The following is a 12,284-nucleotide window of genomic DNA, read 5'->3' on the forward strand; positions in this document are numbered from 1 at the left end:
GACAATGCGCTGCGATGGCGAGCCCCTTGTCTGCCCGCGCCGGCTGTGGCAGGCCAGCGGGGCCGTGATGTTGTTGCCGAACCTCCTGACCCTGTCCCGCATCCTGGCGGTGCCGCTGCTTGTGGCGCTGCTGTGGCCGGCCGACTCGGGTCATGCCTGGCGCCTGGGCTATCTGGCGGCCTTCGCGCTATATTGCCTCATGGGCATCACGGATTATTTCGACGGCTATCTGGCGCGTGCCCAGGGCACTGTCTCGCGCCTCGGCGTGTTTCTGGATCCGATCGCGGACAAGATCATGATCGGCGCGGTGATCCTCATCCTGTGCGCGGCGCGGGACATACAGGGTGTGCACATCGTGGCGGCGCTGGTCATCCTGCTGCGCGAGATTGCCGTCTCGGGCCTGCGCGAGTTTCTGGCCGGGCTGCGCATTTCCGTGCCGGTTTCCCGGCTCGCCAAGTGGAAGACGACCTTCCAGCTCGTTTCGCTCGGCGCGCTCATCCTGGCCGGCGGCCTGCCGGAATTCGCGTTCGTGAAGACGACCGGCCTGCTCACGCTCTGGGCAGCGGCGCTGCTCACGCTCGTGACCGGGTGGGACTATCTGCGAGCCGGCCTAAAGCACATGAACGCCTGAGCCATGGCGGCGCTCAGGATTCTCTATTTCGCCTGGGTGCGTGAGCGGATCGGGCTCGACGAGCAGGAAATCGCGCCGCCTGCTCCGGACGTCACGGTTGCGGCGCTGCTGGACCGGCTGGCGGCGCAGAGCGCTGGCCATGCCGCTGCCTTCGCCGAGCGGGGCCGCCTGCGCGCGGCGCTGGACCAGCGCTTCGTTCCGCTCGATACGCCGGTCGGAGAGGCGCAGGAACTGGCGATCTTCCCGCCGGTCACCGGGGGCTGACATGGCCCCACGGCTCCAGGTGCGCGTCACGGCCGAGGATTTCGAGCCGGGCACAGAGCTGGGCCAGCTTGAGGCGCTGCCCGGCGGGGCAGTGGCGAGCTTCACGGGCCTCGTGCGCGATGATGGCGGGCTGGAGGCCCTGCATCTCGAGCAATATCCCGGCATGACCCAGCGGCAGCTCGAGGCGGTCGTCGCGCAGGCCGCCGATCGCTGGCCGCTGCTGGGCATCACCGTGATTCATCGCCACGGCACGCTGCCGGTGGGCGCGCGGATCGTCTTCGTAGGCACGGCCTCGTCTCACCGCGTGGCGGCGCTCGAATCCTGCGCCTTCCTCATCGACTGGCTGAAAGTCTCGGCGCCTTTCTGGAAACGGGCCATCCGCGCGGATGGCACGGGCGAGTGGGTGGACGCGCATCAGGCCGACGACGCGCGTGCCGCGGCCTGGCGCCCGGACTGAGCTTCGCGTCAGTGCGCTGCAGTCACCAGCAGCGCGACCAGGAACGCCACGGTGCAGGCTACGGCCGTCTCGTAGCGGGCGTGCCGGTTCCATTCCCAGACTTTCAGGCCGACCAGCACCGGCATGTTCCGCCGCTTCCCCTCATCCGAGGCTTCGATCCACTGATATTCCCTCTGCGTGACTTCCCGGACGATGCAGACGGCGCAGGCGGCAAAGCAGCCAAGCCACAACGCGGCGGCCTCGGGAATCCCCACGACCTTGCCGAAAAGCCAGGCAGCGAACTGAACGAACAGGACGAGAGGGATGTGCGCCAACATGGTCGGGAAACGCAGTGAGCCCCGGTCGGTTTCCGGCTGTTTTCGAGCAGGGGCGCTTGGGCGCCTTTTGGGCCGCTGGCGCCCGCCCGCAGCTCAGGCCGCCAGCGCTTCCCGCTGCTGGAGAGCGGCATTGCGCAGGATGCCGGCCATCAGGCGGAAATCCGTCTCCCGGGGGGAATTGCGACGCCAGATCAACGCGATGTCGCGGTGAGCTTCGGGGGACCGGATCGGCCGCGCGACAATGTCCGTATTGGCGAGAATACCGCCCCTGATGGCCATTTCGGGCAGAAGGGTGAGGCCCAGCCCATTGTCGACCATCTGCACGAGCGTGTGCAGGGATGTCCCCGTGATCGTCGCTTCGCTGCGCAGCTCCGCGCGATTGCAGGCGGCGAGCGCATGTTCCTTGAGGCAGTGCCCGTCTTCGAGCAGCAGCAGCCTTGTCCCGTCGATCATGTCCGGCGCGACCTGCGCGGGTGGGTCGCGGGGATCGTCCTTGGGAAAGGCGACATAGAGCGGGTCCTCGAACAGAACTTCGGTCTCGACATCGCCGCACGGGAAGGGGAGCGCGAGCAGCACGCAGTCGGCATGGCCGTGACGCAGCGAATCGAGCGCCGCGTGGCTGGTTTCCTCGCGTAGATAAAGCTGGAGCGCCGGCCGCTCCGCCCGCAGCCGGGGCAGCAGGCTCGGCAGCAGGAACGGGGCGATGGTGGGGATCACGCTCATCCGCAGTTCGCCCGCAAGCGGCGAGCCCGATGCCTGGGCGATCGCCGCCAGCTCTTCCGCTTCGCGAAGCACGCGATGTGCTTTCTCCACGATCCGGTCGCCCAGCGCCGTGAAGCGCACGATGCGGCGCGTGCGCTCCACCAGCGTCACGCCGATCAGCGTCTCCAGCTCGCGGATGCCGGCGGACAACGTCGATTGCGTCACGAAGCAGGCATCGGCGGCACGGCCGAAATGACCCTGCTCCTTCAGCGCCACAAGATATTGTAGCTGCTTCAGGGTGGGCATGTAGGTCGACATTGATCGCTCCTCTCGATGGGTTCGAAAGGAATTAAGTGACTTAGCCGATCAATTCAAGCGATCGAAGAATGCCGTAGCCCGTGGTGAGCGTGAGCACGGCGCCGACCATGATGAGGAGCGGTCGCGCGGGGACGTGGCGCGCGATCCAGGCACCCAGCGGTGCCGCGATCACGCCGCCCACCAGCAGGCCGATCGTCGCGGTGGTGAAGGTCTCCCAGCCCAGATGCAGCAGGAAAGTGAAGCTGATCGACAGCGTGAGGAAGAATTCCACCGTGTTGACCGTGCCGATCGTGTGGCGGGGGCTCGATCCCTGAATGAGCAGGTTGGACGTGACCACCGGGCCCCAGCCACCGCCACCGGATGCGTCCAGAAAACCGCCGACCAGGCCGAGCGGCGTCACGAAACGCGCGTCGTCGAATCGCTGGGGCGGGTAGCGCAGGCCACGCCAGAGCAGCCACAGGCCGATGAAGGCGAGATAGGCGAGCACATAGGGGCGGATGAGCTCGCCATCGATGTTCGACAGGAAGGAGGCGCCCGCGACGCCGCCCAGAACCCCGGGCACGAGCAGCTTCCAGAAGAGCTTCCAGTCGACGTTGCGGTGCATCACATGGCTGATGGCGGAGACCGCCGTCGTGCAGGTCTCGGCGGCATGCACGCTTGCCGACGCGGCCCGGGGGGGGACGCCCAGCGCGAGAAGCAGGCTGCTCGAGATCACCCCATAGGCCATGCCCAGTGCGCCATCGATGATCTGCGCGCCGAATCCCACGAGAATGAAGGGCAACAACAACTGCAGGAATTCCAGCCAGGCATCGGGCACATGCATTCCTTTTCTCAATCAATTTCATGGAGAATTACGGAGACTTGCAGCGAGTGTCAATCCGGGGGGCGGGCTGGAAATTCGCTCCCGCGGGGACTAGATAGTGGTTCTCGTCATCTACAGGGGCGCTTGCCATGGGACTGCTGTCCTATCTCGATTCCGTGAAGGCGCGCGATCCTGCGCCGCGGTCCCGCATGGAAGTACTGATCTACCCGGGCGTCTGGGCGCTGGGCTTCCATCGGATCGCTCATCGGCTGTTCCGCTGGCGCCTTTTCTTCCTGGCTCGCCTCGTCAATCATTTCTCGCGTTTCCTCACCGCGATCGACATCCATCCGGGCGCCAAGATCGGCCGCAACTTCTTCATCGATCACGGCTTCACGGTGATCGGCGAGACGGCGGTCATCGGCAATGACGTGACGATCTATCAATGCGTCACACTCGGCGGGACAGATCCTTCCAACGGCGTGGCCGGCAAGCGGCATCCCACGATCGAGGACGGCGCTATCCTTGGCTCGGGCTCGCAGGTGCTGGGGCCGATCACCGTCGGCAAGCGGGCGCGCGTCGGCGCCAATGCGGTGGTGACGAAGGATGTGCCGCCCGGCGCGGTCATGATCGGCATTCCCGCGCGGGCCACGCTGGTCGACGCGAAGGAGTATCAGAAATCTTTCGTGCCTTATGGCACGCCCTGCAGCGAGATGTTCGATCCCGCCACGCAGAAGCTGGAGGCGCTGCAGTGCGAGGTGGAAGGGCTGCGGCAACGGCTGGCCGAATTGCTGGCCGAACGCGATGCCGCCCGTGAAGTGCCCGAAAGCCAGTCGCGTACGTCGGCTTGATGAGCAACATCACACCGTTTCCGCGCAAGCAGGCGGGCGGACCGGCCCAGACCGGTTTTGACCGCATAGAATTGTCCCGCATCATGGATCTCTACGGCCGCATGGTCTCGGCGGGCCATTGGCGGGATTATGCCATAGACCTGACGCGCGACGTGGCGATTTTCTCCGCGTTCAGGCGGACTGCGGAACGGCCCGAGTTCCGCATCGAGAAGCGGCCGGCCCTGCGCCATCGCCAGGGCATGTGGGCGCTCATCGGGGAGGCGGGCGCGGTGTTGCGTCGCGGGCATGACCTTGCAGGGGTGCTTGCGCCGGTCGAGCGTCGGCTCGTGAAGCTGGTGGAGGAATAGGGCCACGATGGTCCGGAAGGGGCCGGGAGGGACCGCCCATTCGCCCCGCCGCTTCCTTCTGCCGCTCTTCCCCGCTTTCTGCTCGTATGACTTCTTGGCGTCGTAAATCTGTAACAAAACTGTCATAGCCGCCGCGAACCCCGTTACGCCGAAGCAGGATACCCGGATACGTGCGACACCAGATGGCTGTGATCCTTGCTGCGGGCTTGCTTTCCGCCCCGTCCACGCCGGCCATGGCGCAGGACGAGGCGGCTGTTGCCGCCATGCGGGACGAGATTGCCCGGCTGCGCGCGCAGGTGGCCGCTCTGGAAGAGAGGCTGGACCTGATGGCCGCCGAGGGGAGCAAGACCGGCTCCACGCCCCCGTCCGCACCGCTTTCCTCCTCCCTGGCGGCATCTCAGCCCGCGCCGGCGCATGTCGCGAGCGCCGCGGGCAACGCCCAGGCACCGGCTCAGGCACAGGCCCTGGCCGTGCCGGCCGCCTCTCCGCCCGCGCCGACGCCGGCTTCGGGCTTCACGCTCAAGCAGCGCGGCCGCCTGCAGTTCGATGGCAACATCGTTTCCCGGCCGGCCGGCATGACGGAGCCCACGCTCGGCTGGTCCGCCGATGTGCGCCGGGCGTTCCTGGGCGTCGAAGGCAGTTTAGGGGGTGGCCTGGGCTATCGTTTCGAAATGGACTTCGCGAGCGGCGACCCGTTGTTCACCGATCTCTGGTTGACCTACAAGAAGGGTTCCTGGACCGTCACGCTCGGCCACGACCGAATGACCACGCTCGAAGACCTGACGAGCGACCTTCAGACGAGCTTCCTCGAACGATCCGGCTTCATCCAGGCGTTCGGCTTCGAGCGGCGGCTGGGCCTTTCCGCTGCTTACAAGGACAGCGACGTCGTCCTGAGCGCGGGTATCTATTCGGATGATCTCGAGACGCTGGGCTCCGGCGTCGCGGACAACAGCTATGCGGTGGATACGCGCTGGGTCTACATGCCGAAATTGGGGAAGGTTCAGTTGCACCTGGGCGGCTCCCTCCATCATCGTGAGCTGAACGACCTTGCGGACAGCCTGCGCTACCGGGCGCGGCCCGGCGCGCGCACGACCAGTGTCCGGTTCGTCGATACCGGCTCCTTCAGCGCATCGGCAGAAACCGGCTACGGGCTCGAGTTCGCGGCATTGCGCGGGCCTTTCCACGTCGCGGCGGAAAGCTACTGGCAGAATGTGGATCGCCCGAATCTGGCGGACCCTACCTTCTTCGGCATCTATGGCGAGATCGGCTATGTCTTTGCCGGGGGTGAGGCGCGGGGATATCGGGCGGGTTCTTTCTCGTCGATCAAGCCGACGAAGGGGATCGACAAGGGCGGCGCCGGCGCGTGGCAAGTGAATCTTCGCTACGACTGGCTCGACCTGAACGACGCCGGGGTGCGGGGAGGAGAGCAGGCGATAGCGGGCCTCTCACTGATCTGGGTGCCGCTCGAGCATGTGAAGTTCATGGCCAATTATCTGCATGTCGATGTCCGCGACACGCCGATCCTGTCGGACGGTCGCGACGATTATGATGCCGATGTCTTCGGGTTGCGCGCGCAATATGACTTCTGAGCCCGCGCCGGGGGAAGTCGCTCCGGCGCGGCCCTGACGGGCTGGTCAGACGGCGTCGGCGTCCAGGGAATAGCCTGCGGATCGAACGGTCCGGATGATGTCCGGCCGTCCGTTCGCATTGATCGCCTTGCGCAAGCGACGGATGTGGACGTCCACGGTGCGCAGTTCGATCTCGCTGTCCTGCCCCCAGACGCTGTCCAGCAGGCGCTCGCGGGAGAAGACCCAGCCGGGATGCTCGAGCAGGTGACGCAGAAGCCGGAACTCCGTCGGGCCGAGCGGCACGAGTTCGCCGCCGCGCCGGACCTTGTGCGCGACCGTGTCCATTTCGAGATCGCCGAAGGTGAGGACTTCACCGGCCAGCGCCGGCCGCACGCGGCGGAGCACGGCATTGACCCGGGCGATCAGCTCGCGCGGCGAGAAGGGCTTGGTCACATAATCGTCGGCGCCGGTTTCGAGGCCGCGAACCCGGTCCTCTTCTTCGCCGCGCGCGGTCAGCATGATGATGGGCACGTTCGCCGTCTCCGGCATGCGGCGCAATCTCCGGCAAACCTCGATTCCCGAGAGATTCTCGACCATCCAGTCGAGCAGGACGATGTCCGGCGTCCGTTCCTGAGCCAGGATCAGCGCTTCCTCGCCGTCGGGCGTCTGCGCGACGTCGAAGTCCTCCCGCTGGAAATGCCAGGTCAGGAGTTCGGCCAGCGCGGCATCATCCTCGACCAGGAGCATTTTCGCCCGCGCCATGGTTCAGCGCTCCGTCAGAGGATCGATGACGACGGACTTCTCGCGCTCCGGCGGCTTCTCCCCGGTCGCGACATAATGCACCATCTCGGCGATGTTCGTCGCATGGTCGCCGATGCGCTCCAGATTCTTGGCGATGAAAAGCACATGCGCGCTTTCCGAGATCATCTTCTGATTTTCCATCATGAAGGTGACCATGGTGCGGAAGATGGAGTTATAGAAATCGTCCACCGCCCGGTCGCGGTCGATCACTGCCAGGGCGAGATTGGCATCGCGCGCCGCGAAGGCATCGAGCGCCGACTTGACCATCTCGCGGGCGATCTGGGCCATGGAGGGCAGCAGGGAGAGCGGTTCGAGGCGGCTCGACGCCGTGACCGTCTCGACGCGCTTGGCGATGTTCTTCGCATAATCCGCCATGCGCTCGACGATGCCGGAGATCTTGAGCACCGCGATGATTTCCCGCAGGTCGTCCGCCAGCGGCGCCCGCAAGGCGATGGTCTGCACGACCAGCCTTTCGATCTGCGCGTCCAGCTCGTCGATGCGCGCATCGCCTGCCACCACGCTCTTGGCCAGTGCGATGTCGCGGGTCGTCAGCGCCCGCATCGCATTGTCGATCGCGTCTTCGGTCAGACCACCCATTTCCGCGATCAGCGCGCGCAGGGCATTGATGTCGTCGTCGAAGGCCTTGACTGTATGTTCCGTCATGACTTCGTTCCCGTCCGTAAAAGTGCCGGATCAGCCATAGCGACCGGTGATGTAGTCCTTCGTGCGTTCTTCGCGCGGATTGGTGAATATCTCGGTAGTCGGCCCCTGTTCGACAAGGCGGCCGAGATGAAAGAAGGCGGTCCGCTGCGAGACGCGCGCGGCCTGCTGCATGTTGTGCGTGACGATCACGATGGCGTAGTTCCCGCGCAGGTCGAGGATGAGTTCCTCGATCTTGGCGGTGGCGATCGGGTCGAGGGCCGAGCAGGGCTCGTCCATCAGGATGACTTCCGGCTCCACCGCGATGGCGCGGCCGATGCACAGGCGCTGCTGCTGGCCGCCGGAAAGGGCCGTGCCGCTGTCATGCAGCCGGTCCTTCACCTCTTCCCACAGCCCCGCCCGTCGCAGGGATTTCTCCACGATCTGGTCGAGCTCGGCCTTGCCGGACGCCAGGCCGTGGATGCGGGGGCCATAAGCGATGTTCTCGTAGATGGATTTCGGGAACGGGTTCGGCTTCTGGAACACCATGCCCACGCGGGCGCGCAGCTGCACCACATCCATGCCGGACGCGTAGATATCATCGCCGTCCAGCGTGATCGTGCCGGTCACGCGTGCGCTCGGCACTGTGTCGTTCATGCGGTTGAGCGTCCGAAGGAACGTCGACTTGCCGCAGCCGGACGGGCCGATGAAGGCCGTCACATTGTCGAGATCGACGTCGATCGAGACGTCCTGGATCGCCTGCTTCTCGCCGTAGAAGACATTGACGTTCCGCGCCGACATCTTGGCGGGGGTAGTGGTCTCGGAGTCAGCCATGGGTGTGGGTCACCATTTCTTCTCGAACTTGTTGCGCAGGTAGATGGCGATGCTGTTCATCGTCAGCAGGAAGACCAGCAGCACGATGATGGCCGCCGATGTCTTTTCGATGAAGCCGCGGCCGACCTCGTCCGACCAGAGGAAGATCTGGACAGGCAGCACGGTCGCCGGATCGGTGAAGCCGCCGGGCGGGGACGCGACGAAGGCGCGCATGCCGATCATCAGCAGCGGCGCGGTTTCGCCCAGCGCCCGGGCCATGCCGATGATCGTGCCGGTGAGGATGCCCGGCAGCGCCAGCGGCAGCACATGGTGGAAGACCACCTGCACCGGCGATGCGCCGATGCCGAGTGCGGCATCGCGGATGGAGGGCGGAACGGCCTTGATCGCGTTGCGCCCGGCAATGACGATGATCGGCATGGTCATCAGCGCCAGCGTCATGCCGCCGACCAGCGGCGCGGAGCGCGGCAGATGCATGGTATTGAGGAAGATGGACAAGCCCAGCAGGCCGAAGATGATCGAAGGCACGGCCGCGAGATTGTTGATCGACACTTCGATCAGGTCGGTCCAGCGATTGCGCGGCGCATATTCTTCCAGATAGAGCGCCGCGAAGACGCCGATGGGGAAGCTCAGCAGGAGCGTGATGCCCATGGTAAGCAGCGATCCCTTCAGCGCGCCCCAGATGCCCACGGTGGTGGGGTCCGTGCCGTCGCTGCCCAGCAGGAAGCGATAATTGAGCGCGGTGGAGATCAGCCCGGCTTCATCCAGCTGGTCCGCGATGGCTTCGTCGGCCGCGCTGCCCTTGCCCTTCACGGCAAGGTCGATGCCTTCCGAGGCGGGAACGGAGATGACGACCTTGCGATCGAGGATCGCGGGATCCGCGAGGATCGCGTCGCGCACCGCCACCACGGCGCCCGAGGAAACGAACCGTTCGCCCCCCTTTCCGAACGCTGTCTGTGCCGCCTGATCGACGACGGACGGCAGGTTGGCATTGGCAAGCACCTGAGCGGGATTGGTCTTCAGTGCCGCGGGATCGAGCAGGATCGGCGAGCGCGGGAAGTCGACGGTGAGGGCGATCTCCGCGCGCGTGAAGCCCTTCACGCCATTGGCCATCATCGTGACGAGCAGAAACACGAGGAAGCCCGCCGACAGCAGCACGGAGAACAGCCCCAGCAGCTTGAAGCGTCGCTCGGCGGCATAACGGCGCGCGATGCGGCGGCGCATCTCGTTGCCGCGCCAGTCCGTCGGCGCGCGCGGGGTGGAAAGAGTCGCGGCGGTCACTCGTAGGCCTCCCGATACTTCTTCACGACGCGCAGGGCGACGATGTTGAGCAGCAGCGTGACGATGAACAGCACGAGGCCGAGCGCGAATGCGGCCAGCGTCTTGGCACTGTCGAATTCCTGGTCGCCCGTGAGGAGCTGGACCATCTGCGTCGTCACCGTGGTCACGCTGGCGAACGGATTGAGCGTGAGATTGGCGGCAAGGCCTGCTGCCATCACCACGATCATCGTCTCGCCGATGGCGCGGCTCACGGCCAGCAGGACGCCGCCGACGACGCCGGGCAGGGCAGCGGGAATGAGCACCTTGCGGATCGTCTCGCTGGTCGTCGCGCCCATGGCGAGGCTGCCATCCCGCATCGATTGGGGGACAGCGGCAATGCTGTCATCCGCCATCGACGAGACGAAGGGGATGATCATGACGCCCATGACGAGACCGGCCGCCAGCGCGCTTTCCGATGATGCGCCGGGGATGCCGATGGTGGCGGCGAGGTTGCGCAGCGCCGGTGCGACGGTGAGGGCCGCGAAATAGCCGTAGACGACGGTGGGGACGCCGGCGAGCACCTCCAGCATCGGCTTCATCCACTTGCGCACCTCGGGCCGGGCATATTGCGTGAGGTAGATGGCGCTCATGAGCCCGAGCGGGATGGCGACGACCATGGCGATGATCGCGCCAATGAAGATCGTGCCCCAGAACAGCGGGACCGCGCCGAAGGCGTCATCGTTCCCGTAGCCCATCGCTGCCGACTGCGGGCTCCATTTGAGACCGAAGAGGAAATCCAGCGGATTGACCATCGAGAAGAAGCGCATGGATTCGAAGATGAGCGAAGCGACGATCCCGGCCGTGGTGATGATCGCGATGAGCGAGGCCAGCAGCAGCGTCCACATGACCACCCGTTCCACGCGGTTGCGGGCCGTGAAGGAGGGGCCGACGCGCGAAAAGGCGAAGGCGCCGCCCGCGAAGGCGAGGATCGCGGCGAGCAGGGCGCCTGCTGCGGAATAGCGCGCCGTCGCGTCCCGGAAGGGCTCGACCAGCGCCATCGACTGCGGATTGAACGCAGCGGCCTGCGCGCCGCGCGCGATCGCATTCGCTTCGCCGAGAATGACGTTGCGGGAGAAGTCATCGGCCGGGAGTGACTGTGCGGCCGGCGAGGCGAGCACGGAGTCGAACACCAGCCCCGGCATCACATTCGCCCACACCATCAGGAATGCGAGTGCGGGCAGCGCCGTCCACAGCGCGACATACCAGCCATATTGGCTAGGCCGGCTGTTTGTCGCCAGACGCCCGACCTCTGCCTGGAAACGCGTCGCGCGAGCACGCGCGAAGATCCAGCCAATGGCCGCAAGCGCGATTATGATGATGACGATCATGGCGCCACTCATCGGTCAATGCCCCCCGTGCCTCTGCATGCCCCGGAAAAACGCCTTGCTGAACCGCCTGCGCTCACTTGAGATCGTCGCCAGTCATGACGGTCAGGTTGGTGACGACATCGACATTGGCCTGCCGGACGCTGTCCTGCGCCGCCACCATGCCGCGGCGGGTCAGCGGACCGCCCGGGTTCCAGTTCCGGGAGAAGGCTTCCACATAGGCCTTCAGGCCGGGGACCGCGGCGATGTGCGCCTTCTTGACGTAGATATAGAGCGGCCGTGCACCCGGATAGGCGCCGGACGCGACGGCATCGTAAGTGGCTTCGACGCCGTCGAGGGGAATGTCATTCAGCTTGTCCCGGTTGGCATCGAGATAGGAGAAGCCGAACACGCCCACCGCGTCGGGATTGGCTGCCAGCTTCTGGACGATGAGATTGTCGTTCTCTCCCGCGTCCACATAGGCGCCGTCTTCCCGGATCTGGGTGCACAGCTGCTTGTGCCGGGCCTCGTCGCTGTCCTTCAGCGCCTTCATGGCGGGATCGCTGTCACACCCGACGGTCAGCACGAGTTCGGCAAGCGAATCGCGCGTTCCGGAGGTGGACGGCGGGCCGAAGACCGAGATCGCCACGGCGGGGAGCGAAGGATCCACATCCTTCCAGGTCTTCGCCTTGTTGGGGCCCTTGCCATAAGGATTGGCCGCAAGCGCTTCATAAACCAGCTTGGGCGTGAGGCCGTAGCCCGGGCCCTTGTTCGATTCGGCGAAAGCGATGCCATCGACGCCGATCTGCACCTCGACGATCTCTTTCACGCCATTGGCCTGGCACTGATCGAACTCGCTCTTCTTCATGCGGCGCGATGCATTCTCGATGTCGGGATACTGGCTGCCGACGCCCGCGCAGAACAGCTTCATCCCCGCGCCCGTGCCGGTCGATTCGATGATCGGCGCCTTCATGCCGGGGTTGGTCTGTGTGAACAGGCCGACCGCTTCCTGGGCGAAGGGATAGACGGTCGACGAGCCGACGGCGCGGATCTGATCGCGCGCGGCGCCCGAGCCGGGCTGGCCCTGGCAACCGGCAAGCACCAACAGGGAGGCCGTTAGAATGGCGTAACGCAT

15 protein-coding genes are annotated in these 12,284 nt (G+C 65.7%); 6 read left to right on the forward strand and 9 right to left on the reverse strand.

The window, feature by feature from the left end; translation table 11 throughout:
- Nucleotides 1-64: 64 nt before the first annotated feature.
- Genes pgsA through SLG_RS04340 form a run of 3 tightly spaced genes read left to right on the forward strand, consistent with a single transcriptional unit; the run spans nt 65 to nt 1,352 of the window.
- Nucleotides 65-631, forward strand: a complete 567-nt coding sequence (pgsA, locus tag SLG_RS04330) for a CDP-diacylglycerol--glycerol-3-phosphate 3-phosphatidyltransferase (protein WP_041392600.1) — start codon at nt 65-67, stop codon at nt 629-631.
- A gap of 3 nt (nt 632-634) precedes the next feature.
- Nucleotides 635-895: a MoaD/ThiS family protein gene (locus SLG_RS04335; RefSeq protein WP_014075206.1), complete on the forward strand. Its 261-nt coding sequence runs from the start codon at nt 635-637 to the stop codon at nt 893-895.
- 1 nt (nt 896) lies between these two features.
- Nucleotides 897-1,352 (forward strand): molybdenum cofactor biosynthesis protein MoaE, encoded by a 456-nt coding sequence (locus SLG_RS04340; protein ID WP_041391722.1) that lies wholly within the window; start codon nt 897-899, stop codon nt 1,350-1,352.
- 8 nt (nt 1,353-1,360) lie between these two features.
- On the opposite strand, the gene SLG_RS04345 is transcribed toward SLG_RS04340, so the two are convergent.
- From SLG_RS04345 to SLG_RS04355, 3 genes are all read right to left on the reverse strand, one after another.
- On the reverse strand, nt 1,361-1,669 hold the full coding sequence (locus SLG_RS04345) for a hypothetical protein (RefSeq protein WP_014075208.1): 309 nt from the start codon (nt 1,667-1,669) through the stop codon (nt 1,361-1,363).
- A gap of 93 nt (nt 1,670-1,762) precedes the next feature.
- Complete coding sequence (locus tag SLG_RS04350) at nt 1,763-2,689, reverse strand: hydrogen peroxide-inducible genes activator (protein WP_014075209.1); 927 nt, start codon at nt 2,687-2,689, stop codon at nt 1,763-1,765.
- Nucleotides 2,690-2,729: 40 nt separating this feature from the next.
- Nucleotides 2,730-3,506 carry a TSUP family transporter gene (locus tag SLG_RS04355; RefSeq protein WP_041392602.1) on the reverse strand — a complete coding sequence of 259 codons (777 nt, stop codon included), beginning with the start codon at nt 3,504-3,506 and terminating at the stop codon, nt 2,730-2,732.
- A gap of 134 nt (nt 3,507-3,640) precedes the next feature.
- Here SLG_RS04355 and epsC point away from each other — a divergent pair, with 134 nt between their 5' ends.
- The 3 genes from epsC (at nt 3,641) to SLG_RS04370 (ending at nt 6,275) form a co-directional block, all read left to right on the forward strand.
- Nucleotides 3,641-4,339: a serine O-acetyltransferase EpsC gene (gene epsC / locus SLG_RS04360; RefSeq protein ID WP_014075211.1), complete on the forward strand. Its 699-nt coding sequence runs from the start codon at nt 3,641-3,643 to the stop codon at nt 4,337-4,339.
- Complete coding sequence (locus SLG_RS04365; protein WP_014075212.1) at nt 4,339-4,686, forward strand: DUF2794 domain-containing protein; 348 nt, start codon at nt 4,339-4,341, stop codon at nt 4,684-4,686. The genes epsC and SLG_RS04365 overlap by 1 nt, the downstream gene beginning before the upstream one ends.
- A gap of 182 nt (nt 4,687-4,868) precedes the next feature.
- The gene (locus SLG_RS04370) at nt 4,869-6,275 is read left to right on the forward strand and encodes an OprO/OprP family phosphate-selective porin (RefSeq protein WP_014075213.1); all 1,407 of its coding nucleotides are present in this window, start codon (nt 4,869-4,871) and stop codon (nt 6,273-6,275) included.
- Nucleotides 6,276-6,320: 45 nt separating this feature from the next.
- Here the strand turns inward: SLG_RS04370 and phoB are convergent, their stop codons facing one another.
- The 6 genes from phoB to SLG_RS04400 all read right to left on the reverse strand — a co-directional run bounded on the left by phoB (nt 6,321) and on the right by SLG_RS04400 (nt 12,284).
- Nucleotides 6,321-7,016, reverse strand: coding sequence for a phosphate regulon transcriptional regulator PhoB (gene phoB / locus SLG_RS04375; protein WP_014075214.1), 696 nt, complete (start codon nt 7,014-7,016; stop codon nt 6,321-6,323).
- A gap of 3 nt (nt 7,017-7,019) precedes the next feature.
- A complete protein-coding gene (gene phoU / locus SLG_RS04380) occupies nt 7,020-7,718 on the reverse strand; it encodes a phosphate signaling complex protein PhoU (RefSeq protein WP_014075215.1) in 699 nt (232 codons plus the stop codon).
- Nucleotides 7,719-7,748: 30 nt separating this feature from the next.
- A complete protein-coding gene (gene pstB / locus SLG_RS04385) occupies nt 7,749-8,528 on the reverse strand; it encodes a phosphate ABC transporter ATP-binding protein PstB (RefSeq protein WP_014075216.1) in 780 nt (259 codons plus the stop codon).
- A gap of 9 nt (nt 8,529-8,537) precedes the next feature.
- Complete coding sequence (gene pstA / locus SLG_RS04390) at nt 8,538-9,749, reverse strand: phosphate ABC transporter permease PstA (protein ID WP_051003839.1); 1,212 nt, start codon at nt 9,747-9,749, stop codon at nt 8,538-8,540.
- 53 nt (nt 9,750-9,802) lie between these two features.
- Complete coding sequence (pstC, locus tag SLG_RS04395) at nt 9,803-11,185, reverse strand: phosphate ABC transporter permease subunit PstC (RefSeq protein ID WP_014075218.1); 1,383 nt, start codon at nt 11,183-11,185, stop codon at nt 9,803-9,805.
- Between the two features lie 61 nt (nt 11,186-11,246).
- Entirely contained in the window at nt 11,247-12,284 is a 1,038-nt protein-coding gene (locus tag SLG_RS04400; protein WP_014075219.1) for a substrate-binding domain-containing protein, read from the reverse strand.

It is taken from the genome of Sphingobium sp. SYK-6 (assembly GCF_000283515.1).
In the GTDB taxonomy this organism is placed as follows: domain Bacteria; phylum Pseudomonadota; class Alphaproteobacteria; order Sphingomonadales; family Sphingomonadaceae; genus Sphingobium; species Sphingobium lignivorans.

Excerpts from the sequence above, each read along its gene's own strand:
- SLG_RS04365 (WP_014075212.1), top strand. The coding sequence starts at position 4,339 with ATGAGCAACATCACACCGTTTCCGCGCAAGCAGGCGGGCGGACCGGCC.
- phoU (WP_014075215.1), bottom strand. The coding sequence starts at position 7,718 with ATGACGGAACATACAGTCAAGGCCTTCGACGACGACATCAATGCCCTG.
- pstC (WP_014075218.1), bottom strand. The coding sequence starts at position 11,185 with ATGAGTGGCGCCATGATCGTCATCATCATAATCGCGCTTGCGGCCATT.
- SLG_RS04350 (WP_014075209.1), bottom strand. The coding sequence starts at position 2,689 with ATGTCGACCTACATGCCCACCCTGAAGCAGCTACAATATCTTGTGGCG.
- SLG_RS04400 (WP_014075219.1), bottom strand. The coding sequence starts at position 12,284 with ATGCGTTACGCCATTCTAACGGCCTCCCTGTTGGTGCTTGCCGGTTGC.
- phoB (WP_014075214.1), bottom strand. The coding sequence starts at position 7,016 with ATGGCGCGGGCGAAAATGCTCCTGGTCGAGGATGATGCCGCGCTGGCC.
- SLG_RS04345 (WP_014075208.1), bottom strand. The coding sequence starts at position 1,669 with ATGTTGGCGCACATCCCTCTCGTCCTGTTCGTTCAGTTCGCTGCCTGG.
- SLG_RS04340 (WP_041391722.1), top strand. The coding sequence starts at position 897 with ATGGCCCCACGGCTCCAGGTGCGCGTCACGGCCGAGGATTTCGAGCCG.
- pstB (WP_014075216.1), bottom strand. The coding sequence starts at position 8,528 with ATGGCTGACTCCGAGACCACTACCCCCGCCAAGATGTCGGCGCGGAAC.
- pstA (WP_051003839.1), bottom strand. The coding sequence starts at position 9,749 with ATGCGCCGCCGCATCGCGCGCCGTTATGCCGCCGAGCGACGCTTCAAG.
- SLG_RS04370 (WP_014075213.1), top strand. The coding sequence starts at position 4,869 with ATGGCTGTGATCCTTGCTGCGGGCTTGCTTTCCGCCCCGTCCACGCCG.
- epsC (WP_014075211.1), top strand. The coding sequence starts at position 3,641 with ATGGGACTGCTGTCCTATCTCGATTCCGTGAAGGCGCGCGATCCTGCG.
- SLG_RS04335 (WP_014075206.1), top strand. The coding sequence starts at position 635 with ATGGCGGCGCTCAGGATTCTCTATTTCGCCTGGGTGCGTGAGCGGATC.